General features: G+C 61.6%; 19 protein-coding genes. 12 read left to right on the top strand and 7 right to left on the bottom strand.

The window, feature by feature from the left end; genetic code table 11:
* Positions 1 to 22: 22 nt before the first annotated feature.
* From ACO06P_RS08470 to ACO06P_RS08445, 6 genes are read left to right on the top strand one after another with little or no spacing between them, the layout of a single operon-like run.
* On the top strand, positions 23 to 1,066 hold the full coding sequence (locus ACO06P_RS08470; protein ID WP_420349572.1) for a nucleotidyltransferase family protein: 1,044 nt from the start codon (positions 23 to 25) through the stop codon (positions 1,064 to 1,066).
* Positions 1,029 to 1,757, top strand: coding sequence for a cytidylyltransferase domain-containing protein (locus tag ACO06P_RS08465; protein WP_420349571.1), 729 nt, complete (start codon positions 1,029 to 1,031; stop codon positions 1,755 to 1,757). Before ACO06P_RS08470 ends, ACO06P_RS08465 begins: the two co-directional genes overlap by 38 nt.
* Positions 1,758 to 1,765: 8 nt before the next feature.
* Positions 1,766 to 2,716: a methyltransferase domain-containing protein gene (locus ACO06P_RS08460; RefSeq protein WP_420349570.1), complete on the top strand. Its 951-nt coding sequence runs from the start codon at positions 1,766 to 1,768 to the stop codon at positions 2,714 to 2,716.
* 4 nt (positions 2,717 to 2,720) lie between these two features.
* The gene (locus tag ACO06P_RS08455; protein WP_420349569.1) at positions 2,721 to 3,776 is read left to right on the top strand and encodes an N-acetylneuraminate synthase family protein; all 1,056 of its coding nucleotides are present in this window, start codon (positions 2,721 to 2,723) and stop codon (positions 3,774 to 3,776) included.
* On the top strand, positions 3,754 to 4,770 hold the full coding sequence (locus ACO06P_RS08450; protein WP_420349568.1) for a phosphotransferase: 1,017 nt from the start codon (positions 3,754 to 3,756) through the stop codon (positions 4,768 to 4,770). The genes ACO06P_RS08455 and ACO06P_RS08450 overlap by 23 nt, the downstream gene beginning before the upstream one ends.
* The gene (locus tag ACO06P_RS08445; protein ID WP_420349567.1) at positions 4,764 to 6,254 is read left to right on the top strand and encodes a hypothetical protein; all 1,491 of its coding nucleotides are present in this window, start codon (positions 4,764 to 4,766) and stop codon (positions 6,252 to 6,254) included. The genes ACO06P_RS08450 and ACO06P_RS08445 overlap by 7 nt, the downstream gene beginning before the upstream one ends.
* Positions 6,255 to 7,184: 930 nt before the next feature.
* On the opposite strand, the gene ACO06P_RS08440 is transcribed toward ACO06P_RS08445, so the two are convergent.
* Entirely contained in the window at positions 7,185 to 8,591 is a 1,407-nt protein-coding gene (locus ACO06P_RS08440) for a helix-turn-helix domain-containing protein (protein ID WP_420349566.1), read from the bottom strand.
* Between the two features lie 140 nt (positions 8,592 to 8,731).
* Between ACO06P_RS08440 and ACO06P_RS08435 the strand changes: the two genes are divergently transcribed.
* Genes ACO06P_RS08435 through ACO06P_RS08415 form a run of 5 tightly spaced genes read left to right on the top strand, consistent with a single transcriptional unit; the run spans position 8,732 to position 14,164 of the window.
* Positions 8,732 to 9,934 carry a pyridoxal-phosphate-dependent aminotransferase family protein gene (locus tag ACO06P_RS08435; protein ID WP_420349565.1) on the top strand — a complete coding sequence of 401 codons (1,203 nt, stop codon included), beginning with the start codon at positions 8,732 to 8,734 and terminating at the stop codon, positions 9,932 to 9,934.
* A 29-nt stretch (positions 9,935 to 9,963) separates the two neighbouring features.
* Positions 9,964 to 11,139, top strand: a complete 1,176-nt coding sequence (locus ACO06P_RS08430; protein WP_420349564.1) for a malate--CoA ligase subunit beta — start codon at positions 9,964 to 9,966, stop codon at positions 11,137 to 11,139.
* 12 nt (positions 11,140 to 11,151) lie between these two features.
* Complete coding sequence (gene sucD / locus ACO06P_RS08425) at positions 11,152 to 12,048, top strand: succinate--CoA ligase subunit alpha (RefSeq protein WP_420349563.1); 897 nt, start codon at positions 11,152 to 11,154, stop codon at positions 12,046 to 12,048.
* The gene (locus ACO06P_RS08420; RefSeq protein WP_420349562.1) at positions 12,045 to 12,926 is read left to right on the top strand and encodes an FAS1-like dehydratase domain-containing protein; all 882 of its coding nucleotides are present in this window, start codon (positions 12,045 to 12,047) and stop codon (positions 12,924 to 12,926) included. Before sucD ends, ACO06P_RS08420 begins: the two co-directional genes overlap by 4 nt.
* On the top strand, positions 12,926 to 14,164 hold the full coding sequence (locus tag ACO06P_RS08415) for a CoA transferase (RefSeq protein WP_420349561.1): 1,239 nt from the start codon (positions 12,926 to 12,928) through the stop codon (positions 14,162 to 14,164). Before ACO06P_RS08420 ends, ACO06P_RS08415 begins: the two co-directional genes overlap by 1 nt.
* A gap of 87 nt (positions 14,165 to 14,251) precedes the next feature.
* Here ACO06P_RS08415 and metC read toward each other — a convergent pair whose 3' ends face one another.
* The 6 genes from metC to ACO06P_RS08385 all read right to left on the bottom strand — a co-directional run bounded on the left by metC (position 14,252) and on the right by ACO06P_RS08385 (position 20,733).
* Positions 14,252 to 15,409: a cystathionine beta-lyase gene (gene metC / locus ACO06P_RS08410; protein WP_420349560.1), complete on the bottom strand. Its 1,158-nt coding sequence runs from the start codon at positions 15,407 to 15,409 to the stop codon at positions 14,252 to 14,254.
* A 3-nt stretch (positions 15,410 to 15,412) separates the two neighbouring features.
* Complete coding sequence (locus ACO06P_RS08405) at positions 15,413 to 16,993, bottom strand: rhodanese-like domain-containing protein (protein ID WP_420349559.1); 1,581 nt, start codon at positions 16,991 to 16,993, stop codon at positions 15,413 to 15,415.
* A gap of 14 nt (positions 16,994 to 17,007) precedes the next feature.
* A complete protein-coding gene (locus ACO06P_RS08400; RefSeq protein ID WP_420349558.1) occupies positions 17,008 to 17,598 on the bottom strand; it encodes a hypothetical protein in 591 nt (196 codons plus the stop codon).
* A gap of 20 nt (positions 17,599 to 17,618) precedes the next feature.
* Positions 17,619 to 19,187, bottom strand: coding sequence for a tripartite tricarboxylate transporter permease (locus ACO06P_RS08395; RefSeq protein ID WP_420349557.1), 1,569 nt, complete (start codon positions 19,185 to 19,187; stop codon positions 17,619 to 17,621).
* A 10-nt stretch (positions 19,188 to 19,197) separates the two neighbouring features.
* Positions 19,198 to 19,602, bottom strand: a complete 405-nt coding sequence (locus tag ACO06P_RS08390; RefSeq protein WP_420349556.1) for a tripartite tricarboxylate transporter TctB family protein — start codon at positions 19,600 to 19,602, stop codon at positions 19,198 to 19,200.
* A 177-nt stretch (positions 19,603 to 19,779) separates the two neighbouring features.
* Positions 19,780 to 20,733, bottom strand: a complete 954-nt coding sequence (locus tag ACO06P_RS08385) for a Bug family tripartite tricarboxylate transporter substrate binding protein (RefSeq protein ID WP_420349555.1) — start codon at positions 20,731 to 20,733, stop codon at positions 19,780 to 19,782.
* 190 nt (positions 20,734 to 20,923) lie between these two features.
* On the opposite strand from ACO06P_RS08385, the gene ACO06P_RS08380 reads away from it, so the two are divergent.
* Entirely contained in the window at positions 20,924 to 21,796 is an 873-nt protein-coding gene (locus tag ACO06P_RS08380; protein ID WP_420349554.1) for a LysR substrate-binding domain-containing protein, read from the top strand.
* The last annotated feature ends 104 nt before the right edge of the window (positions 21,797 to 21,900 follow it).

The following is a 21,900-nucleotide window of genomic DNA, read 5'->3' as shown; positions in this document are numbered from 1 at the left end:
CAGAAGGATTGAGAGCACAGAATTGGAAGACTACACCATTACCGAGTCGGCATCGATTCTTGAAGCAATCAACTTGATCGAATCGAGCGTGGGAAAGATCGCTCTTGTTGTCGACTCCGATCATAGGCTCCTCGGCACAGTCACAGATGGAGATGTCAGGCGTGGGCTCCTGACCGGTGTGGCCATGAACCAGCCGGTATCTTTGGTAATCAATCGCCGTCCCCGTACAGCATTGGCGCAGGAAGACAAACAGAACCTCCTGGAGCGGATGAAGAGGCTCCGACTGCGGCACATGCCATTGATCGACGAAGTAGGGCGCTTGGTCGGACTTGAGACGCTCGCTGATCTACTGCAAAGGACTGGGCGTGATAACTGGGTTGTCTTAATGGCGGGCGGAGAGGGTCTCCGCTTGCGCCCTCTCACCAACGAGACGCCAAAGCCCATGCTTCCTGTTGGCTCAAGACCGCTCTTAGAAACAATCTTGGAGAGCTTCATATCCGCTGGGTTCCGTCAATTCTTTTTCTCGGTTAACTACAAAGCAAAGCTGGTGGAGGAGTACTTCGGCGACGGCACTTCACGCGGCGTCGACATACAGTACCTACGCGAGGGTGCTGCTCTCGGTACCGCCGGCTCTCTGTGCTTGCTTCCCGAGATGCCATCCACGTCGTTCTTCGTAATGAACGGCGACATTTTAACGAATGCGAACTTTGGACATGTACTGGATTTTCATCGTGATCACGAAGCGGCAGCCACCATGTGCGTATACCAGTATAAGTTGCAGGTGCCATATGGTGTGGTTGCGATCGATGGTCATCGCTTAACTGCAATCGAGGAGAAGCCGACAATCCAACAATTCATCAATGCCGGTATTTATGTTCTGGAACCTCATGCCTTGAAGCTCGTTGCCGAGGGTGTACCCATGACAATGCCCAACCTGTTCGAAACTCTTATGTCGAACGGTCAATCCTGCAGCGTGTGCCCAATCAGGGAATACTGGCTCGATGTTGGACACACAGAAGACCTGCAACGTGCCAACACCGATTTTCAGTCTGTATTCGATGATTGACGGCCGTAGTGTTTTAGCTTTTATTCCTGCTCGCGGTGGTTCCAAAGGGCTGCCCGGCAAGAATTTATGCCGACTTGGTGGGCGCCCATTGCTCGAATGGACTGTTGCTGCAGCAAAGGGCGCAAAGGCCATTGACCACATCATTCTGTCGACAGAAGACGAGAGCATATTGGAATGTGGCAGAGCCCTTGGCTGCGACATTCCATTTCGCCGACCTCCGGCTCTCGCAACCGACACCAGCCGGACGATCCACGTCCTCCATCATCTCTTGGACAACATCGACACGCGATGGGATTATGTTGTGCAATTGCAACCGACTTCGCCACTTCGTTCTTCTATAGATATTGACGATGCCTTAGCACTGTGCATAGACGTTGCTGCGCCTTCTTGTGTGTCTGTTTGTCCTTCTGCAAAGAGTCCATCTCTAATCTGTACTGTTGATGAAGATTGTCGAATGAAGCCTGTTGTGTCGTTGCCACTGAACCTATCACGCCGTCAGGACGTTGGAGACTTCTATGAGATCAATGGCGCCATCTATATCGCCCGCACCGATTGGATTTCGGGACGCGAGAGCTTTCTCAGTGATAACACTGTTGCTTATGTGATGCCTCGCGACCGCTCCATTGACATTGATAGTGAGCTTGACCTTTTGATAGCCGAGTCACTTCTTTCCCGACGCTCCACACAGTGATGAGTCCTATGGCAGAAGATCCTCGCTCCCTGCTTTCCTCGGCGTTGTCCTTATGGTGGCTGCGCCCTGAGAACGGTCTCGCTATAGCTAGCTATATCCTCTACGGATACAACTTCGCCCCGAAGGCAGGACAGTGTGCAGCCGACTTTGCGTGCGGCGACGGCGTTAACACATTCTTCAAGGCAGGCGGGCGTTTTGATCCGGAGTTCGACATTTTTGGCTCCGCAGTGAGGCACGAGACAGCAAACCAAGTCGTTGGACAGAGTATCGACGTGTTCGATCATTTTGACGACAGCTACGGCCCGAAGACTGTGAAGCGTCCGTCGGAGCGGTTCCGATACGGAACAGATCGCAAGTCCAATCTTCTTCAGAAGGCGCGAGCACTAGATTACTATGTTGACCTTCTAGAAGTCGATTTAGCGGAGGAGCCAGCAATTGAGGATGAAAGCCTAGATATTGCGTATTGTAACAGTCTGTATTGGATTGCACAGCCTGAAGTGGCTGTTAAGCACATTTATCGGAAACTCAAGCCCAATGGCATAGGGGTTTTCGATGTCATGACCACACATCGCAGGGCTCTGCACTTCCAGAATCTGTTTCCGACGCTCCCTGCTGATTGGCATGATTTGATGAATCGGGGTCGGGACAGGAACAACCCGGGCCTCAGGTCAGGGAGCGATTGGCGTGCTCTGATTGCTGCCTGTGGTGATATCGTAATTGAGGATGAGCGGGACATATTTCCTTCAGCAATTGCGCAAGCGTGGAACTTTGGCCTGCGTCCTTTGTTTCCCGTTCTCAATCGAATGGCATCTGGACTATCTCTGATCAACCGAAAGGAAATCAAGGCCGAGTGGGTGGAGATCTGGACCAGAGTCTTGCTGCCTCTTCTGGTTGACCCGGCCCAGTTCTCCAACAACGGCGCACGCGTCCGCCTACAGTATGTTGTTCGGAAGAGGTGATCCGGTGGGCGGCTTTAAGATCGGGGAGCGCATGCTCGGACCCGGACATCCGCCTTTGCTACTGCCAGACATAGGCACTTTCTTTAACCAGGACCTTGCAGCGGCGTTCAGACTAGTTGACGGGCTTCAGGCCGCCGGCGCTGAGCTCATAAAAGGAGAACTGCTGCACGATCCCGATGTTTGCCTGGATGATCAGACTTTTGAGACCTACTACGCGCCAAACAGACGTCACACTGTCTCTGAGCGCTATAGAGCTCTTATTGAGAGAAAGGTCCTGCCTCTGTCCAAGTACGAGGAGCTTTTCTCAGAGTGCAATCGGCGGCAACTTTCCTTTGTGGTTTCGGTATATGATTTTGTCGGTGCTGATTTTGCTTACGACTTGAAAGCAGCGGCACTGAAGATTGCTACCTCAAACGTGGTTCACGAACCTCTGATCAGATATGTCGCTCGTATGGGACTACCTATGATCATTGATACCGGCCGTTCAACGATGGCTGAAGTTACACGTGCTGTCGGTTGGGCTCGTGAGGAAGGAGAACTCAAACTGATCGTGGAGCACAGTCCTCCTCCCCCTCCTACCGAAATTGACCAGCAAAATCTCCGTGTTCTGGATGTGCTATCCAACACATTTGATTGTCTGGTTGGTTTGTCCGACCATCACGCCGGGCCTGAGATGATGTATGCAGCTGCCGCTCTCAATGCCAGCGTGTTAGAAAAAGGAGTATATCCGGATGGCACGTCAGATGATCAGGACGTCGCTCATGCGATCCCGGTCAGTCAGTTCGCGGAAGTGCTGAGAACATGCAATACCATCTTCCGCGGTCTCGGTTGTCCGCAATTGCCGCCGGTGCAGCAGAAGAAGCTTTCCCGCATGGGGCTCGTTGCAAAGCGCGAGCTGGCAGAAGGAGAACTCATCACGTTGGATACCGCAGGCTTTGCTTTTCCAGCGAAAGGCATAGGCGTAGAACACTGGGGCATCATTGAGGGCTGGCGTGTACGCCGGGCATTGCCGCCGGGAACACCCATCACATGGCGCGATGTCGAACCATTGGCTGCCTAGAGAGCCAGCTTTCGGTTCTTTTGAGGGTGATGTGCCCATCTTTGAGGAGGCCAATGCTGCTACGGCAGATTGGCTGAAGGAGGCCACTGGCATCACTGGAAGGGTCTCTCGGCTGACGACCGCCGCAAAGCATCCATATGGACATTTTCGCGTGATTGGCCCCTCCCGCGCGGCATTCCTCAAGGTTCTTCCTGCAGAAGAACTCCAACAACACCAGTTTGCTGACCGCTTGTCTGCTGCCGCATTTGCGGCTGGCGCCGCGGTGTTACCGCCGGCTGAATGGATGCTCACGCCAAGGGGGCCGGTTATCGGTATCTATTCGTATGTTCCGGCCCGGTATTGTAACGCTGGCCAGAACGACATGAGCCAGTTGGGTCGGGCCCTGGCTCTTCTACACTGTGCCTGGCGCAACACTTCGCTTGATCGACAAGTGGAGGCAGCTTCAGCGGAACGGATGAGAATGCTTTCAGTTCGCCATGCAGAGATCATCGCTGGCTCCGGCCCTCTTGGCCCTGACCCTGCTGAACTGCAAGCATTGGCGCTCAGCATTGGAGAACCCTTTGCAATTCCAGCCAACGGGCAAATCGTGCATGGTGACTTGAACCGTGGCAATGTATTGTTTGATAACGATACGGCCGCGCCAACATTCATCGATTTCGAAACAGCCGCTGTGAGCTGGCTTCCTCCCATGGTTGATCTTGTTATGATTGTCCAGCGAATTTGCTGCGATGGCGTTCACCGGCTGGAAGACGCCGTGCCAAGCGTCGCAGCGTTTTTGGAAGCCTACTTGGCAGAGGCAGGCCATCAAACACTGCGTTCAGTTCAGGAGCTTTCCTCTGGCATTCGCTGGATTTGCTTGCGGAATCTCTGCCTATTGGCCGAAGTTGAGAGCCGAGGTGGTTATGTTGCTGAAGATGAGTGGAGAAAATTTCTAGCTGCGGCGAACGACTCGAGCGCTACAGCATTGCATCTATCTGCGGCCTTCAAATGCTGAACCGCTTCCGCAGCAATCCAGAGAGGGCTCTGCGTCGTGCACCTCACCTGCACGCCACCTTGCAGATCGATCGAAATGCCTTGCGTGCACGCTACAATGGACAGCTGGTGTACGATCTACTGGAAAAGGACATCGTTTTTGCATTAGAGAATCAGATACTCACTAATAAGTGGCACAGAGTGCTGTGGGGTTGCTTGCCGCATCGGATAAAGCGGCTGCTCAGGCGAAAGTCCACCTCCCGACGGACTATGACTAGTATACATGGAAAGGTATTGTTTGTTGCGTCAATCGAGAACAATCTGAACTCGATGTTGCCAGCCGCCCGTGCGCTTAAAGCACGTGGGATAGAGGCCTGTTTCCTTGTTAAGGCTGCTTTCATGCGCACCATCGCCCGCTCGAAGAAAGACGTGCAGGGCTTGCGGTTTGTTGGCTTCGACGACATTCCGATCTTGCCGTCAGAGAGTGTGAAAGCCGCACTAAGAATTTGGAACCAAGATCTCCAAGTGATTTGCAGCGTTTTGGCTGATTCTGGTTACACCAGGACGCAGTGTTTTGCCTTCACTACCTTCGCACGACGGATGGCCGAGGCGCACCTTGGCGCGACCGAATGGCTAGTGTATCAGTTTCAAGCAACTGCACCCTTATGCGTAGTTGCCCCACGCCCGAAGTCCCGCCTCGTCGTAGCTCCGGTGATTGCAGCGCGTGCAGCAGGTATCGAAACCATCTTTATGGCTCATACCTCATGGTTCAGGGAACTTGGCGATCTTTTTAAGCTATACGACCTATCTTGCTTTGATTCCGCGATAGTCTATTCAAACCTTTGTGCAGCTGATGTAAGACGCCGGAACTCCGATACCTCGATCTATGTGTCGGGGTGGCCACAGCTTTCCCAAGAACCGCCTTTCAGCAACGAAAGGCACGGCAGTCTCATAGTAGGATATCCCTGCAACCGGCAGTATGACTTTCTCCAAGATCTGGCAAAGGTCGTCAATGAAGTGGGCGGATGCTTCCTCGTGAAGGGGCACCCTCCTGGAAATGATAAAGAGCACATTGCTCGCCACCTCGAGTCATTTAACAATGTCGTGCTTTGGGACCACAATGAGATTTCTCTGCGGGAGTTTTTTGCCAGCATTGACGTTCTAGTCTGCGGCAAGTCGAATGTTGGGGTTGAGGCTTCTTCTCTAGGGGTTCCTACGATAAGCCTCTACACAGACGCAGAAGAAGCCGTAACGCAAGTGCGGCGTCGATCCGTAGAGGCACGCGATGTGGCGCTATGGTCGGTATCTGACCTGACCGAACTCCGCGACTTGCTTAGTAGAATTGCCCATCAGTCGCGGGCGTCATTGGCCATTTACGCAAAGCAACAAGCGGAGAAGTGCGAGACAATCTTCCCGAAATACGATTCGGCGCTGGTGGCAGACTTCATCATCGATCGGGCATCCGGGATAAGGCCTGTCTCTGATCAGCCAATGACGTTGCCGTAAGTGTCACAGTGTTGAACGTTGCCAAGTTGGTAGTCGTACGCTTCAGATTTCTTCCTTTCCCTTTCCGCTCAGGCTCGAGATTCTTTGGGATAGGGGTGACTATCATCCCATGATTGTCGGGATGCCCCGAGGCCAAAACCACACTTCGCCTTGTTTGTCCTTCTTCGTTCCGTATGCTCTCTCATAGTCCGCAAAAGGTTTCCGAGTTGTTTGCTTAGGAGATTGCAGACGAAAGCTTTGCGGCTTTGGCTACTCCGGCTGGATTGCTTGTGTTGGGCTTTGAACGGCCTCAGTCGGTCGGTCGGTTGGTCTGAGGCCCAATGTTCGAGTTGCAACGCCTACCTTGAGTGCATTGAAGCCGCAGAATAACATGTCATGGCAGAAAGGGGAGGCTACTACATGTGTAGGCTCAACCTGCCTTGACAGACTTCGCCGGGATTGCGACCTAATCGAGTCAACATACGAGTGTTGCGACCACAAAGCTTGCTCGTAGGAGAATGTCGGCGCATTTGTCTTAGCGCATGGAGATGCTGCGGAAGATCCTAAGTCGACGAAACATGCGCTTGATGAGGTCTCTACCGCAATATGCAAGCTGAAAGCCAGCGTGGCTGAAGGGGGGATCGGATCTGGTGGAATGACGGCTTGGCATACGCTCTCGACTAGCTAACCCCGGACCTATTGAGCACTTAAGGTGGGACCTGTGATTGAGCACTTAAGGTGGGACCTGTGATCAACTGCCGGGGTGTTGAGATGTGCTTCAGCGCAGTCTTCGACACGGTTCTGGCGACCGTCACCAACGTCGCCGGCAACCTCGATCAGGGCGACCTGAACCTTGGGACGCTGGTGTAGCCAGGCGCGCGCGCCCGGCATCGCCGGACCTTTGCCGCAAAGCGGCCGCTAAGGGGCGCCTGAATCCGGCGGCGCTGGATCCTAGGAAGAATACCGGGTGGCGCCGCGGCGGCGTTCATCGACGGGGCCGGACAGCACAAGAGCATGGTGCGCGCGCTGATCGCAGTCGATGCGGGGGCAGACCCGGCAGTTGATGCCGATCTTCGTCGTGTGCGCGGCGGGAACGCCCAGTTGGTCCGCATAGCAGATTGACCCGATGTGCTCGGTGCCGCAGCCCATTGCGACGGCAAGGCGCACGTCCTGATGCTGGCGGGCGAAGCTCGGCCGGTCGACGGTTCGGGAAATCACGAAGTACTGGCTGGAGTCCGGCATCTCGACAAGCTGGGAAAGAATGCGGCCGGGCGTCCGAAAGGATGTATGGACATCCAGCCGCGGGCAGGCACCGCCGTACTCCGCAAGGTGGAAGTCCGTGGCGTTGAACCGCTTCGTCACGTTCCCGGCCTTGTCGATGCGCAGGAAGAAGAACGGCACGCCCCTTGCGCCCCGCCGTTGCAATGTGGTGGCGCGGTGACAGGCTTGCTCGAAGCTGACACCAAAGCGCGTGGCAAGATGATCGAAGTCATACTTGCTCTCCAGCGCCTCGGTCATGAACGGCCGGTAGGGCATCAGGACGGCCGCCGCGAAGTAGTTGGCAAGCTCCACCCGGCAGCGGGCAAGGCCGTTGGCATTGTCGAGCCTGGACTTCGACAAGAGCCCATCGATGACATCGCGCTGCTCCAGAAGGGCGGAGACATGAACAAGCTGGAAGACCCGGTTCGGATGGTCGAGGGCTTCCGACAACCGGACCTCCCGCCGCTCCTCATCGTACTCGCGCAGCGTGGCCGGCATCTCGCTCACCGGGACGAGGCGCACATGCAGGCCCAGTTGGTCCTGCAGGCGTTTTTTGACACCGGCATAGACATCGTCGGCGGTGACACGCTGCCCGCCCCAAAAGCCCTCTGCGGCCTTCTCAAGATCTTCGAAGTAGTTCTGATGCTGTCGGAAAAAGTTGAGGACAGCGGCCTCCGGCGAGGTCGCCTGGAGCGATTGGGCCGGTTCTCCGGCGCCCGATACGCTCATCAGCTGGTCGGTCGCCGCCAGATAGGCGCGATGGAGCCTGAGAAAGCTGGTCGCCAGGTCAGGGCTGTGGGTCAGGGCCGCCCGCAGCTGCGGCAGATCGGGCCGCCCCGTATCGAAAATGGGGTCCTGCAGGGCGCCACGAAGGTCGGCGAGGACCGCGGAGCTGTCGTCCTCGGCGATCTCGCGCCAGTCCACGTCATAGCTTTCCAGCAGCTTCAAAAGCACCGGAACGGAAACGCTGCGCTCGTTCTTCTCCAGCAGATTCACGTAGGACGTGCTGATCCCCAGCGCCTTTGCCATCTGCGCCTGGGTCTGCCCGTTCTCGACCCGAAGGCGCCGCAGCCTGGGTCCGATGAAAGTCTTGAGCATGGCCGGTTATACCGGAGATTCCACAATTTTACAAATTTGTAAATTTGTGGAATTTCGCATCCACAGCAAGACCCGTTTTTGTTTCGCGTTTCGGCCCGGCGCGGGCATCGTCCGGCTGATAACAAGGAGGAAACGCCGTTATGCAGACTGGCCACGCCCACCTTTTCATTCCCGGACCGACAAATGTGCCGGAAGCCGTTCGTCAGGCGATGAACGTGCCGATGCAGGACATGCGCGCCCCCGATTTCGGGGCGCTGACCCTGGGGTTGTTCGCCGACCTCAAGGCGGTTTTCAGGACCACGTCCGGATCCGTGATGATCTATCCCGGATCGGGCAGTGCCGCCTGGGAAGCGGCGATCACCAACACGCTGAATCCTGGGGACAAGGTGCTGATGTCCCGCTTCGGCCAGTTTTCGACGCTCTGGGTGGAAATGGCCGAGCGGCTTGGCCTGGACGTCGAGGTGATCGACGTCCCCTGGGGCGAGGGTGTGCCCCAGGCGGAGTACGCCCGCCGCCTGGCCGCGGATGTCGCGGACGAGATCAAGGCCGTCTTCGTCACCCACAACGAAACGGCGACCGGCGTGACCGCGAACGTGGCGGCGGTGCGCCGCGCGCTGGACGAGAGCTTTCACGATGCCTTGCTGTTCGTCGACGGCGTGTCCTCCGTCGCATCCATCGATTTCAGGATGGACGACTGGGGCGTCGACCTTGCCGTGACCGGCAGCCAGAAGGGGCTGATGCTGCCCGCCGGGCTCGGTATCCTCGCTGTCAGCGAAAAGGCCCTCCAGGCCTCGAAGACCGCCACGATGCGGCGCGCCTACTTCGAGTTTTCCGACATGCTGAGGATGAACGCCGACGGCTACTTCCCCTACACGCCGCCGACCCAGCTGCTGCACGGACTGCGCAAATCCCTCGACCGCATCCAGGCCGAGGGCCTGGACAACGTCATCGCGCGCCACCGGCGGCTCGCCGAGGGCGTGCGCCGGGGCATTGCCGCCTGGGGGCTGGGCCTCGTGGCGGAGCATCCGTCCCTCTACTCCGACACGGTCTCCGCGGTGCGAACGCCCGAACACATCGATGCGCGCGAGGTGCTGCGGATCGCCTATGAGGACTACAACACCTCCTTCGGGTCGGGCCTCGGGCTTCTGGCGGGCAAGGCCTTCCGTATCGGGCATCTGGGCGACCTGAACGAAGGCATGTGCCTTGCGGCCCTTGGGATTGCGGAGATGGCGCTGTCCCGTGCGGGCTGTGATCTGCAGCTGGGGTCCGGCGTAGGCGCCGCTCAGGAATGGTATGCCCATGGCGCGCAGTTCGAGCCCCAGGCCGCGCTGGCGGCCGCATAACCCTGACCGCAGCGGGCGGGAGGCGTTCCATGGACATTCATGAGTACCAGGCCAAGGAGATCCTGTCGGGCCTTGGCGTTCCGGTGCCGCGCGGCGGCCTGGCCTACAGCCCCGAGCAGGCAGGCTACCGCGCCCGCGAACTGGGCGGCGATGCCTGGGTCGTGAAGGCGCAGATCCACTCCGGCGGCCGCGGGGCGGCGGGCGGTGTCAGGTTATGCCGGTCCGAAGACGAGGTGCGGTCATATGCGGCCACGTTGTTCGGCAGGCAACTGGTGACGCGGCAGACGGACTCGACCGGAAAAGGCGTCTATCGCGTCTGGGTCGAGGCCGCCACGGGTATCCGCCAGGAACTCTACCTCGGCCTCGTGCTGGACAGGAAGTCCGAACGGATCATGATCGTTGCCTCGGCGCACGGCGGCATGGAGATCGAGGAGCTGGCGATGGAAGATCCCGACAGCCTGCGGCGCATGGTGGTCGATCCGGCAGTCGGGCTTGCGGAGTACCAGGCCCGCGAACTCGCCTTTTCGCTCGGCCTGAAGGGAGGACAGATCGCGCAGATGGTCGCGGTGTTGCGGGCCTGCTACCGCACGTACCGCGACCTCGATGCGCTCATGGTCGAGATCAATCCGCTGGTCATCACCGAGGCCGGCGAGCTCGTGGCACTCGATGCCAAGATGAGCTTCGATACCAACGCGGTCTATCGCAGGCCCGAAGTCGCCGCCCTGCGCGACCCGAGCCAGGAAGACCCGCGGGAAGCCATGGCCGGCGACAGCGGTCTGGCCTATGTCGGGCTTGACGGGGATATCGGCTGCATCACCAACGGTGCCGGCCTTGCCATGGCCACCATGGACATGATCAAGCTTGCGGGGGGAGAGCCGGCGAACTTCCTGGACATCGGCGGCGGCGCGAGCCCCGAGCGGGTCTGCCAGGCGTTCCGCACGGTGTTGTCGGACCCGAAGGTCCGCGTGATTCTCATAAACATCTTCGCCGGCATCAATCGCTGCGACTGGATCGCCAACGGGATCATTCAGGCCTATCGCGACCTGAACGTGACCGTACCCGTGGTCGTTCGTCTGGCCGGAACGAATGTTCGCGAAGGCCGCGCGATCCTGCAGGGGTCCGAACTGCCAATCGTTGCGGCCGCCACGCTGGGCGAGGCGGCGACGGCCGCCGTCGCGGCCTGCGACCAGTCCGCCGCCGCCTGAGGGAGATCCGCCATGGCCATCCTGGTTGACGAGACGACGAAGATCGTGGTGCAGGGGATCTCGGGGCGCATCGGGCAGTTCCACACCCAGGAGATGATCGAGGCAGGCAGCCGGGTCGTTGCAGGCGTCACTCCGGGCAAAGGTGGAACGACGGTGCTGAACCGTCCGGTCTTCGACACCGTGCGTCAGGCCGTCGAGGCAACCGGCGCGGAAGCCAGCCTGCTCTTCGTGCCGCCCCCCTTTGCTGCCGACGCCATCATGGAAGCGGCGGATACCGGCATCCGCACGGCAGTCTGCGTGACCGACGGAATCCCGGCCCAGGACATGATGCGCGTCAAACGGTTCCTGCGCCGCTACCCGAAGGAGCGGAAGATGCGGCTGATCGGGCCGAACTGTGCCGGGGTCATCTCCCCCGGCAGGGCCTTCATGGGCATCATGCCGCCCCACATCTATGCGCCCGGCCGGGTCGGTATTGTCGGACGGTCGGGGACGCTTGGCTATGAGGCTGCGAGCCAGATGCAGGCACTGGGCATCGGCGTGTCGACGTCGGTCGGAATCGGTGGCGACCCGATCAACGGTTCGTCTTTCCGCGACATCCTCGAGCTGTTCGAAGCGGATGCGGAAACGGACGCGGTCATGATGATCGGGGAAATCGGGGGGCCGCAGGAGGCCGAGGCTGCAGCCTTCGTCCGCGATCACATGACCAAGCCCGTGGTCGCCTATGTCGCCGGGTTGTCAGCCCCGAAGGGCCGCAAGATGGGTCACGCCGGCGCGATCATCTCCGCTTTCGGAGAGAGTGCGCAGGAGAAGGTCGAACTGCTGAGTGCCGTGGGCATCACCGTCGCCGCCAACCCTTCGGTGATGGGCGAGACCGTTGCCGCCGTTTTGGTGAAGCAGGCCGCGGCATGAGCGAGGCCGCAGCGCTCCGCCCCGATGCGATCACGCAGGACGCACAGGCCTGGGTGGGGCGCCGGGAAGAGCGCCGGGGCGCGCTCACGCCCGAACTGGCCGGCATGCTGGGCGCCGCCGTCGGCCATCCGACGTCGGCTCCTGTCGAGATCCGACCCGGCTCAGCCATGCCCTGGCTGTGGCACTGGGCGGCCTTTCCGGACTTCGTGCCCCTTGCGGAACTGGGGCGGGACGGTCATCCCGCGCTCGGAAAGTTCCTGCCGCCGCTGGGGTTTTCACGGCGGATGTGGGCGGCAGGCCGCCTGACGTTTTCGGGTGATCTCAGGATCGCTGAACCGCTGCATCGGCAGTCCGAAATCCTGTCGGTCACGGAAAAGGCGGGCGCGGCGGGGCCGATGGTCTTCGTGCGTGTCGGCCATGTGATCGAAGGCGAGCACGGCGGGAGGATCGAAGAAACACAGGACATCGTCTATCTGAACATTCCCGATCGCTTCCGACCGCCCAAGGCGGTTCCGTTGCCTGAGGACACCGTGTTCGACGAGACCGTGGCGATCAATGAAGCGCGGCTGTTCCGCTACTCCGCAGCGACCGCCAATGCCCATCGCATCCACTACGACCTTCCCTATGCCCGCGACGTCGAGAAGTATCCGGCCCTCGTCGTGCACGGGCCGCTTCAGGCGACCCTGCTGATCGAAGCCGCCTGTCGTCACACCGCCATGCGACCGGCAGGCTTCGCGTTCCGCGGTGTGCATCCGATGTTCAACGACGGACCTCTGCGCCTCTTGGGATCGCGCCTGCCCGGCGAGCGGGCGATCGCCCTCTGCGCCGGCGCTGCAGCGGGGCATCAAGGTCTGCAAGCGAAGATGGAGTGGGACTGATGAACGGTGTTCTCCATGGAATGCGGGTGATCGAGAGTTCGGCCTTCGTTGCCGTCCCGCTGGCGGGCATGACGCTCGCCCAGATGGGCGCGGACGTGATCCGCATCGACCGGCCCCAAGGCGGGCTGGACTACAGCCGCTGGCCGGTGACGAGGTCCGGGGAAAGCCTGTTCTGGGCAGGCCTCAACAAGGGAAAGCGCTCCGTCGCCATCGACATAAAGTCGCCGCGGGGACGGGAGATCGCCAGTGAGATTATCGCCGCGCCCGGAAGGGATGCAGGACTGTTTATCACCAACCTGCGGGTTCCCGGTTGGACGGACTACGAATCCCTTTCTCAGGCGCGCCCCGACCTGTGCATGGTGTCGTTGCTTGGCGACCGCCATGGGCGCCCGGCCGTCGACTATTCGATAAACCCGTCCATCGGCTTTCCCGATGCAACCGGACCGGAAGGCAGCAGTGAGCCGGTCGCTCACGCGCTGCCGGCCTGGGACTGTATTGCCGGAAACATGGTGGTATCCGGCCTTCTTGCCGCCGAACGCCGCCGGCTTCGCAGTGGCGAAGGCCAGGCCGTCGACCTGACGCTCAAGGACGTTGCGGCCGCCATGCTGGGCAATCTCGGGATCATCGCTGAGGTGGCCGTCAACGGTGAGAACCGGGGCAAGTGCGGGAACGCGCTCTATGGCGCCTACGGACAGGATTTCCTCTGCAGGGACGGTCGCCGGGTGATGGTGATCGGCCTGACCGAGCGGCAGTGGCGCAAGATCGTCGAGGTCACGGGCACCTCGGAGAGCATGGCCGCCCTAGAGCGCACGCATGGCGTGGACCTCAGTGACGAAGGGGTGCGCTGGAAGATGCGCCATGAGATCACCGGCATTCTCGGCCCATGGTTCGCCGCACGCAGGCTGGCCGATTTCGAGGACGCCTTCAATGCCGCCGGCCTGACCTGGTCGGTCTTTCGCAGCTTTGCCGAAGCGGTCGAACAGGACCCTGATCTGACGACCGAGAACCCGCTCTTTTCAGAGCTCGATCAGCCGGGGATTGGACGCTATCCCGTCCCGGGTTCGCCTTTGTCGTTCTCGTCGCTGGAACGCCAGCAGCCCAAGGCCGCACCCAGACTGGGTGAGCACACCGAGGAGGTCCTGGCTGACGTCGCAGGCTTGCCGGCCAACGAGATCGCGTCGCTCTTCGACGACGGCATTGCGAGCGATGCGGGCCGGATAGAGAGGCTGGCCTCCTAGGGCAGATCTTCGGGGGCGTGTTCCGAACCCGGCGGTCGGCCGCAGTTTCCTGTGCGGACTCGACAGGCAGACGGGACGCGCGGGTCCCTATCTCGACAGGACTGCGGCCATCCCCTGCGCCAGGTCTTCCATCAGATCGTCGACATGCTCCAGGCCGGCGTGGAAGCGCGCGGCCGGCCCGGCCGGAAGCCGGTGGCCGTCAAGCCGGCCTTTGCGCGGGTCGATCGGCAGGGCGAGGCTCTCGAACCCGCCCCATGACGTCCCGATGGCGAAAAACCGAAGGCGATCCAGAAAGCCGTTGAGCGGGAAGCCCTCTTTGAAGATGACCGAAAACAGCCCGTTGCAGCCTCTGGCATCGCGCTTCCAGAGCGCGGCGCCGGGATGGTCGGGCCGGCCTGGATGGAGCACCGACATCACCTCCGGGCGCTCTGCGAACCAGTCGGCCAGGTCTAGGGCATTGCGCTCATGACGTTCCAGGCGCAGGTTGAGGGTGCGCATGCCGCGCAGGGTGGCGTAGGCATCGTCGGGGGCAAGCGTCTGGCCCGTGGCGATCACCGCTTCACGCAGCCGTGCGGCAGCCCTGCGGTTTGCCGTGGCGGCGCCCATCATGACGTCGGCGTGACCGCTGAGATACTTCGTTCCGGCGACCACCGAGACATGGCAGCCGAGTTGCAGGGGCTGATAGAGCCAGGCCGATCCGTAGGTGTTGTCGGCGATGACAACCAGGTCCCGCGTGTCCGCCCAGCCCGTCAGCCGCGGCAGGTCCATCACTTCGAAGCTGCCGGAGCCCGGCGATTCGACGAGGACCGCTTTCGTCTCGGGCCGCGCCCAGGCGCTCAGGTCCGTGGCGCCTGCGGGGAAATAGTCGACGGTAACAGCATTGCGGCTGAGAACGCGGTCGCACAGCGTTCTCGTTGCGTGAAATGCCGTGTCAACGACGAGGAGGTGATCCCCGCTGCCCAGAAAAGCCGACAGGCTCGACGCCAGCGCCGCCACCCCGGTGGGGAAGAGATAGCAGGCCTCCCCGCCTTCAAGGTCGGCAATGGCGGCCATCAGTTCATGCGCCGTCGTCGTGCCCCGGCGCCCATAGGACAGCACATGGTCGTCGCTCTCCCGCTTGGAGCGGGTGTCGCTGAAGCTGCCGACCGTGTCATGCAGTATCGTCGAGGCACGCATGACCGGTGGGTTGGCCGGCCCCGGCAGAGGCGGACGCCCGTAGTGCAGGAGTCTGGTTTCGCGGCGCACGCTTCAGGCCGTTTCCGCGCGCCGCACGCGCCGGGGATTGAGAACGGCGCGTTCTTGCGGGTCGAGCTGATCCAGCAGGCCCAGTTCCCAGGCCAGGTAACGGCGCGACGCCTCGAAGTTGTCGTCATGGCGGTCATGGACGAAAAAGAGATGGTCGATGCAGTCCGCCTCGCTCGGGACGCCTGGCGTCTGGGCCAGTGCCAGGCCGGCGGCCTGCCAGGACTCGGGCGTTCCCTGCACGCAATCGAGGCTGTCATATCCCATGGCCGTGAGGTCTTTCATCACACCGGCCATCAGGGTTCGTGACCGGCCCGTCACGACAATCGGGGTTCCCTTCGGCAGTTGGAGCCGGTCAAGCCGGGCACGCGTCGCCCAAAGGGCTCCGTCGACATGGGCGCTGCGATAGTCCATGCCGCGCGAGGCATCGAGAAGGACTGCGCCTGCGGAAGTCGCTGTTTTCAGGTCGTCCAATCCCATCGTGTTGCCGATGCCGCCGTCTGCTTCCTCCGGCCCCCTGGCGCTGCCCTTCGAGGCGTCTTCGTCGAGGATCCAGACGCGATGGCCCATGCCTGTCAGCCAGAGCGCGCTTGTCGCGGCCCGCAGGCGGGTGTCGTCGCTCAGAACGATGCGTGCGCCGCGCACCGCTACTTTCTCGTCGGTTGCCTGCACGAGCTGGCCGCCGGGCGCATGACGCGCGCCGGGCAGGTGGGCCCGTTCGTACTCCTCCTGCGTGCGCACGTCGAACAGGTAGGTGGTTAGTTCGTCATCGGCCTGCCAGGCCTGCAGCGTGTCGCGGTCGACCGTGGCGAGGCCGAAATCCTCGATCAGCTTGTCCGCCTGACGCCGGGTCGCGGAAAGCTCCGCGGCGGTCGGAACGGGCAGAGCGTCGGGAGTCATACCCCGATCGAGCTCGAAGCCGGCCAGGCGCCAGCCCTGGGTTCCGTTGCGTAGGGCGAAGACCGGGTTTGCGGTCCCCAGTTCGCGCAGGGTCTGCGCGCCGATGATGGAGCGCGTGCGCCCGGCGCAGTTGACCACGATGGGGGTGGTGGGGTCGGCGACGATCTGCTTCAGCCGGTATGCGAGTTCCGCATTGGGGCAGGAGCGTGCGCCGGGCAACGACATCCTGCGGAACTCATCGGGCGCGCGGCCGTCCAGCACCGTCACGGGTTCCCCGCGTTCCTGGAGGCGCCTGAGGTCTTCCGCCGAAATCGACGGCGTCCCCAGATCGTGTTCGACCAGTTCGCCGAAAGCCTTCGAGGGCACGTTGACGCCCTTGAACAGCGTGAACCCCGCTGCCGTCCATGCGGCGGCGCCACCCTGCAGGACCTGGACACTGGAATAATCCATGGCGCTCAGCACACTGGCCGCCTTTTCCGCCGTCCCGTCGCCGTCATCGAGAAGAACGCAGCGCACGGAGCGGCAGGGTAACAGCGCAGCGATCCGCGCTTCGAAAACGCTGTAAGGGATATTCACGGAGAAGAAGGGGTGCCCCTCGCCGTACTGCCCGTGCTCGCGCACATCAATGAAAGCGATCTCGCCGCCATCGGTCAGCTGAGGTTTCAGGGTCTCTGCCGAGATGTACATGACTGCCGCTCGCCTCAGGTTTTGGTCTTCACGCCAATGTCCATGGTCTTGCAGGTGCCCTGCTCGAGATCGAAGGTGATCCGCTCCGTCAGCGTCTCGAGCGGGCGCCCGTAGTAGTGCAGATGCCGGATGATCCGCTCGCCCTTGATCTCAACGCTGTGAATGTCGTCGGGCATCATGGCGATGGCGTTCCCGGGCTTGAGTTCGATGACCTCCCGGGCGCGAAGCTCGGCCTTTCCCGGCAGAGAGCCGTCGTCGACCCGGTCATAGAGCGTGTTGTGCTCGGAGCCTTCGACGGCTGCGACGCAGGCCCAGGTGGTATGGTTATGCGGCGGTATCTTCTTGCCCGGCCGCATGACGTTCAGATAGAGCGAAATGCCCTCGCCGGGCTCCTGCGCGATGAGAAAGCGGTTCTGCTGTTCTCCTGCGTCCGGTGCGGGAAAGTCGGTCTCGCCCCAAAGTTCGCTCCGTTGCGCCAGGGTATAGAGGCTGCCCTTGATGGCGGCGAGTTTGTCCCGGGTCAGCGCACCTTCCTGCAGGCTGGAGCGCGTATCGGCGAGAAGTTGCGCGGTCAGTGCATTGCGTATGTCGGCATGCGTGCTCATGAGACGGTCCTCTGCGTCGATCAGGATGATGAAGGGCCACTTTGAGGCGGCGGCGCAATGGGCCGCCTCCTACTCTGCCGCCACCAGCCGTGAATGGCCAGAAGCCAGAACAGCAGTGCAAGGGCCAGCATCGCTGCACTGATCGGATGGTTTACCGGATCGACGAAGACGAGCCAGCTTCCGCCCGAGATCGACAGAGCGTTGGAGAGGGAGCTTTCCAACTGCGGTCCGAGAACCAGCCCCAGAATCGCCGGGCCGAGAGGGATCTGCGCAAGGCGCATCCCATAGGCGACGAAGCCGGCGATGAGGGCGACCCAGATGTTGAAGCTGTTGGCGCCGTCGGCATAGGCGCCGAGCAGGCAGAGAAGCGCGATCACCCCGACCAGGGCTTCTTTCGGGATCGCGAAGACCGATCGCGAGACCGACTTGATGACGATGAAGGCCGCAGGCCAGAGGAGGAGGTTGGCGATCAGGAAGGCAACGATGATCATCCAGGCGATATGGCCGTGCTGGGTGAAGAGCAGGGGGCCGGGCACCATGCCGTGGATGGCCAAGGCCCCGATGAACAGCGCCGATGTCGAGTTTCCCGGAATGCCCAGGGAGAGGAGCGGAACCATGGAACTGGCCGTCACGGCGCTGTTCGCCGCCTCCGGTGCGGCGATCCCTTCCGGCGCGCCCTCGCCCCAGGGCTTTTCGCCGGCCTTTCCAGCGAAGCGGCGTCGAAAGCGGCGGGCGGCCTGGTCATAGGAGAGGAAAATCGCCATCAGCATGCCCGCGCCCGGCAGGACGCCGATCAGGTTGCCGATGGTCGCGCTCAGGGACCAGACCGGCATCAGACGCCGGGCAAGCGCCCGTCCGAGGTTCAGTGAGTCGATGAGCGGGAGGCTGCTTACGGCCTTTCCGCTGCGCCGCTCGTTCCAGATGTCGACCAGAAGCTCGAACATCGCGGCGACGCCGAAAAGGCCGACGAGAAGCGGGACAAAGGGAATGCCTTCGATGAGATTGATGTTGTCGAAGGTATAGCGCGGATAGCCGGTTACAAGGCTGAAGCCGACGGTGGCCGTAAGAAGGCCGATAAGCGCAGAGATCACCCCTTTGAGCACATTGGCCGACAGCAGCCCGACAACGCTGGACAGGCCGAGGATCGCCAGGGCGAAGTTTTCCACATAGCCGAAGCGCAGCGCGAAGAGCGCCAGGGTCGGCGCGAAGACAAGCAGGACGAGGGAACTGGCGATGCCGCCGACCACCGACGACGTGACCGCGATGGAAAGCGCCTTGCCGGCCAGGCCCTGGCGCGCCATGGCATTGCCGTCCACGGCGGTGAGAAGGGCCGAGGCCGTTCCGGGAACCTTGATCATGATGGCGGGAATGGCGCCCCCGGCAGCGGCGGCGCAGTAAACGCCGACCATCAGGGCAAGGGCCTGTTCCGGCGGCATGGCAAAGGAAAAGGGGATGAAGACCGCAAAGGCGATGTTGTCGTTGATACCGGGAATGGAGCCGACGACGAGGCCCGCGAGAACGCCGGCCGCCAGCATCAGGACAACGCTGGGCGCAAAGAGCGTGGAGAACCCGAGCGCGATTACCTCCATCGCCAGCGCCCTAAATCAACCCGGGAACGCGGGACCGGGGCAGCGGGACTTCGAGCCCGGCGACAAAGAGGGCGTAGGCTGCAACGGTGATCAGGAGCGCGGTGCCGAGAATGCGCAGGACGCCCCGCATGCCGCTGAGCCAGAGCAGGCCGATCTGCATCAGCAGCGTCGGCAGAAGAAAACCGAGGCCGAAGCCGAGCGCCGCCGCCCAGGCGGCAATGATCCCGCCGGCGGGAAGCGCTGCCCGAAGCGGCGCGGCGAGCGCGACCGGCGGCGCGCCGCGCACCAGGCTCATCCCCGCGATGCCCGCGCCCGATGCTGCAAGCAGACCGGCGACGATCATCGGATAGGTGCTTGACCGCGCGTCGAAGCCGCTCGCTTCCCAGAAGGCCCAAAGGCCGATGCCGGCGAGCACTGCGCCGATCCAGAGATCGCTGTGAGGTCTCATGACACCTTGCGCGGTCAGAAGTCGTTAAGGGCAGAAATCGCCGATTGAAGAAGTCGCCGGCGGCGGAAACCGCTGACGAGCGACCCGCCAGTCCGGGTATCCGCCCAGAACCTGGCGGGTCGCGCCGCTTTGTGAGGGGTGTGCTTACTGCGCCAGGCCGCTTTCCTCGATGATGGTCGAGGTCAGAGTGGCGTAGCTGTTGACGATCTGCAGAAAGCCGTCGGCGCCCCGAAAGACGGGTTTGTATCCGGCTTCCGACATCTTCTCTTTGTAGGCCGGCGTCTCGTAAGTCTTCCGCAGCAACCCGGAAAGCGCGGTCACCACCTCCGGCGGCGTGCCCTTCGGTACGGACCAGCCGCGGAAGGTCGCCCAGATCTCTATGTCGATGCCCGCTTCCTGATAGGTGGGCACATCCGGGAAGGTTTCGTCGCGCGCGTCGGAGGCGATCGCCAGAATGCGCACACTGTCGGTCTTTGCATGGTTGGCGGCTTCGCCGAGCGGCCAGAGCGCGCCGTCGGCATGGCCGCCGAGAACCGCCTGCAGCTGCTGTCCGAAGCCCTTGGTCGGAACATAGTTGAACTGGGCATCGGTCACCTGCTGGATGGCGAGACCGCCCATGTGGTGGGAGGTGCCGATGCCGGCAATGACGATGTTGAGCGGTGCCTGTTTTGCTGCGGCGATGAACTGTTCGGCGGTCTCGAAGGGCGAACCGGCAGGCACGACGATGACGCTGGGATCGAGATTGTAGAGGCCGACCGGCACGAAATCGTCGATGGAGTAAGAGGCCCCCTTGAGCTTGGGGTTGGTGACGACCGAGCTTGTCATGGCCAGGACGGTGTAGCCGTCCGGCGCCGCTTTCGAGGCGAAGGTCTGCCCGACAACGCCGCCGCCGCCGGCCCGGTTCACGACATTGAACTCAGCCCCTTCAATCAAAGTATTCGCGGTCTCCACGATGATGCGCGATGTCGTGTCGACCCCGCCGCCTGGCGCGAACGGCACGATGAGATCGATGTCCTTCGCGGGAAAGTCCGACGCCGCCGCGGCACCGACCGTGCCGGCCATCAGGCATGATGCGACGAGCGCGATTGCTTTTTTCACCCTTCTTCCTCCCGTCTTCTGCGTTCTTTCTTGCTTTCTTGTCCGTCCAAGCGTCTGCAACCCGGCTCGGCGAGGGGACAGGGGAAGGCTTAGCACCTCACAATCATTAGAAATAGTTAGAAATAATAAGAAATATATCAGGTTTAGTGATATTTTGAACCGACCTAACGTGCATGGTGAGGACCCCCGCATGCCCCGGGACATTCAGGTGAGCCATTTGAAGGCGTTGATCGCCATCGCCGAGGAGAACAGCTTCGAAGCCGCTGCGGCGCGCGTGGGGCGTACGCAGTCCGCGATCACCCAACAGATGCAGAAGCTGGAAGAACGGGTCGGCAAGCCGTTGTTCGAGACCGTCGGCCGGCGGCGGGAACTCACCTCTGCCGGCCGCACCCTGGTGACTTACGGTCGCGAAATCGTTTCCCTGGTCGGTCATGCCCTGGCGGCGACCGACCGGGCAACGGAAAGCGGGGTTGTGACGATCGGCGCGCCGCAGGAGGTGGCCGAGGAACTGTTGCCGCGGATCCTGGCCGATTTTGCCGAAGACTGGCCCCATATCAGGGTGATGGTCTATGTCGACCGCAGTCCCGCCCTGATGGCCATGTTGGGGGAGGGGCGGCTCGACGTGACCCTTTCGACGCGTCGCAACGACAAGTACGACGGCGCTTTGATCGCGACGCTCCCCTCCCTCTGGATTGCGGGCGCAGGCTACCGGCACGATCCGAAGATGCCGCTGCCGCTGATCCTGGCGGACGAGCCGAGCATGTTTCGTCGCATCGCCCTTGCGGCGCTCGACCTGAGTGGAATCTCCCATGTCGAGCGCTTCACCTCCCCCAGCCTGGCCGGTGTCCGTCTTTGCGTAGCTGCGGGCCTTGGCGTCACGGTGCGCACCGAGAGCTCGTTCTTCGCGGAAACGCGCATTCTGGGTGCGGAGGAGGGGCTGCCGCCGCTTCCTGACGTCAATTACTACGCCTATCGCACGCCGACGGCAGCCTCGCCCGCCGCTTCCGCGCTCTACACGTTGATCCAGTCCACGGCTGATCCCAAGTCGGCGCAAGGCCGTTAGCAGGTCTCAGACATGCTCTCCATGCTGAGGACCGCGTGGATGCGGGTGTTCCGTTCCGCGTTGCCGGCGAGCCGGCTGGCGCTCGTGCTTACGATGAGAATCCT

Source organism: Pelagibius sp. (assembly GCF_965227505.1).
Classification (GTDB): Bacteria; Pseudomonadota; Alphaproteobacteria; order Kiloniellales; family Kiloniellaceae; genus Pelagibius.
This window is presented reverse-complemented; position numbering and strand designations above follow the sequence as displayed.

Excerpts from the sequence above, each read along its gene's own strand:
- ACO06P_RS08460 (WP_420349570.1), top strand. The coding sequence starts at position 1,766 with ATGGCAGAAGATCCTCGCTCCCTGCTTTCCTCGGCGTTGTCCTTATGG.
- ACO06P_RS08450 (WP_420349568.1), top strand. The coding sequence starts at position 3,754 with ATGTCGAACCATTGGCTGCCTAGAGAGCCAGCTTTCGGTTCTTTTGAG.
- ACO06P_RS08445 (WP_420349567.1), top strand. The coding sequence starts at position 4,764 with ATGCTGAACCGCTTCCGCAGCAATCCAGAGAGGGCTCTGCGTCGTGCA.
- ACO06P_RS08440 (WP_420349566.1), bottom strand. The coding sequence starts at position 8,591 with ATGCTCAAGACTTTCATCGGACCCAGGCTGCGGCGCCTTCGGGTCGAG.
- ACO06P_RS08435 (WP_420349565.1), top strand. The coding sequence starts at position 8,732 with ATGCAGACTGGCCACGCCCACCTTTTCATTCCCGGACCGACAAATGTG.
- ACO06P_RS08430 (WP_420349564.1), top strand. The coding sequence starts at position 9,964 with ATGGACATTCATGAGTACCAGGCCAAGGAGATCCTGTCGGGCCTTGGC.
- sucD (WP_420349563.1), top strand. The coding sequence starts at position 11,152 with ATGGCCATCCTGGTTGACGAGACGACGAAGATCGTGGTGCAGGGGATC.
- ACO06P_RS08420 (WP_420349562.1), top strand. The coding sequence starts at position 12,045 with ATGAGCGAGGCCGCAGCGCTCCGCCCCGATGCGATCACGCAGGACGCA.
- ACO06P_RS08415 (WP_420349561.1), top strand. The coding sequence starts at position 12,926 with ATGAACGGTGTTCTCCATGGAATGCGGGTGATCGAGAGTTCGGCCTTC.
- ACO06P_RS08405 (WP_420349559.1), bottom strand. The coding sequence starts at position 16,993 with ATGTACATCTCGGCAGAGACCCTGAAACCTCAGCTGACCGATGGCGGC.
- ACO06P_RS08400 (WP_420349558.1), bottom strand. The coding sequence starts at position 17,598 with ATGAGCACGCATGCCGACATACGCAATGCACTGACCGCGCAACTTCTC.
- ACO06P_RS08395 (WP_420349557.1), bottom strand. The coding sequence starts at position 19,187 with ATGGAGGTAATCGCGCTCGGGTTCTCCACGCTCTTTGCGCCCAGCGTT.
- ACO06P_RS08380 (WP_420349554.1), top strand. The coding sequence starts at position 20,924 with ATGCCCCGGGACATTCAGGTGAGCCATTTGAAGGCGTTGATCGCCATC.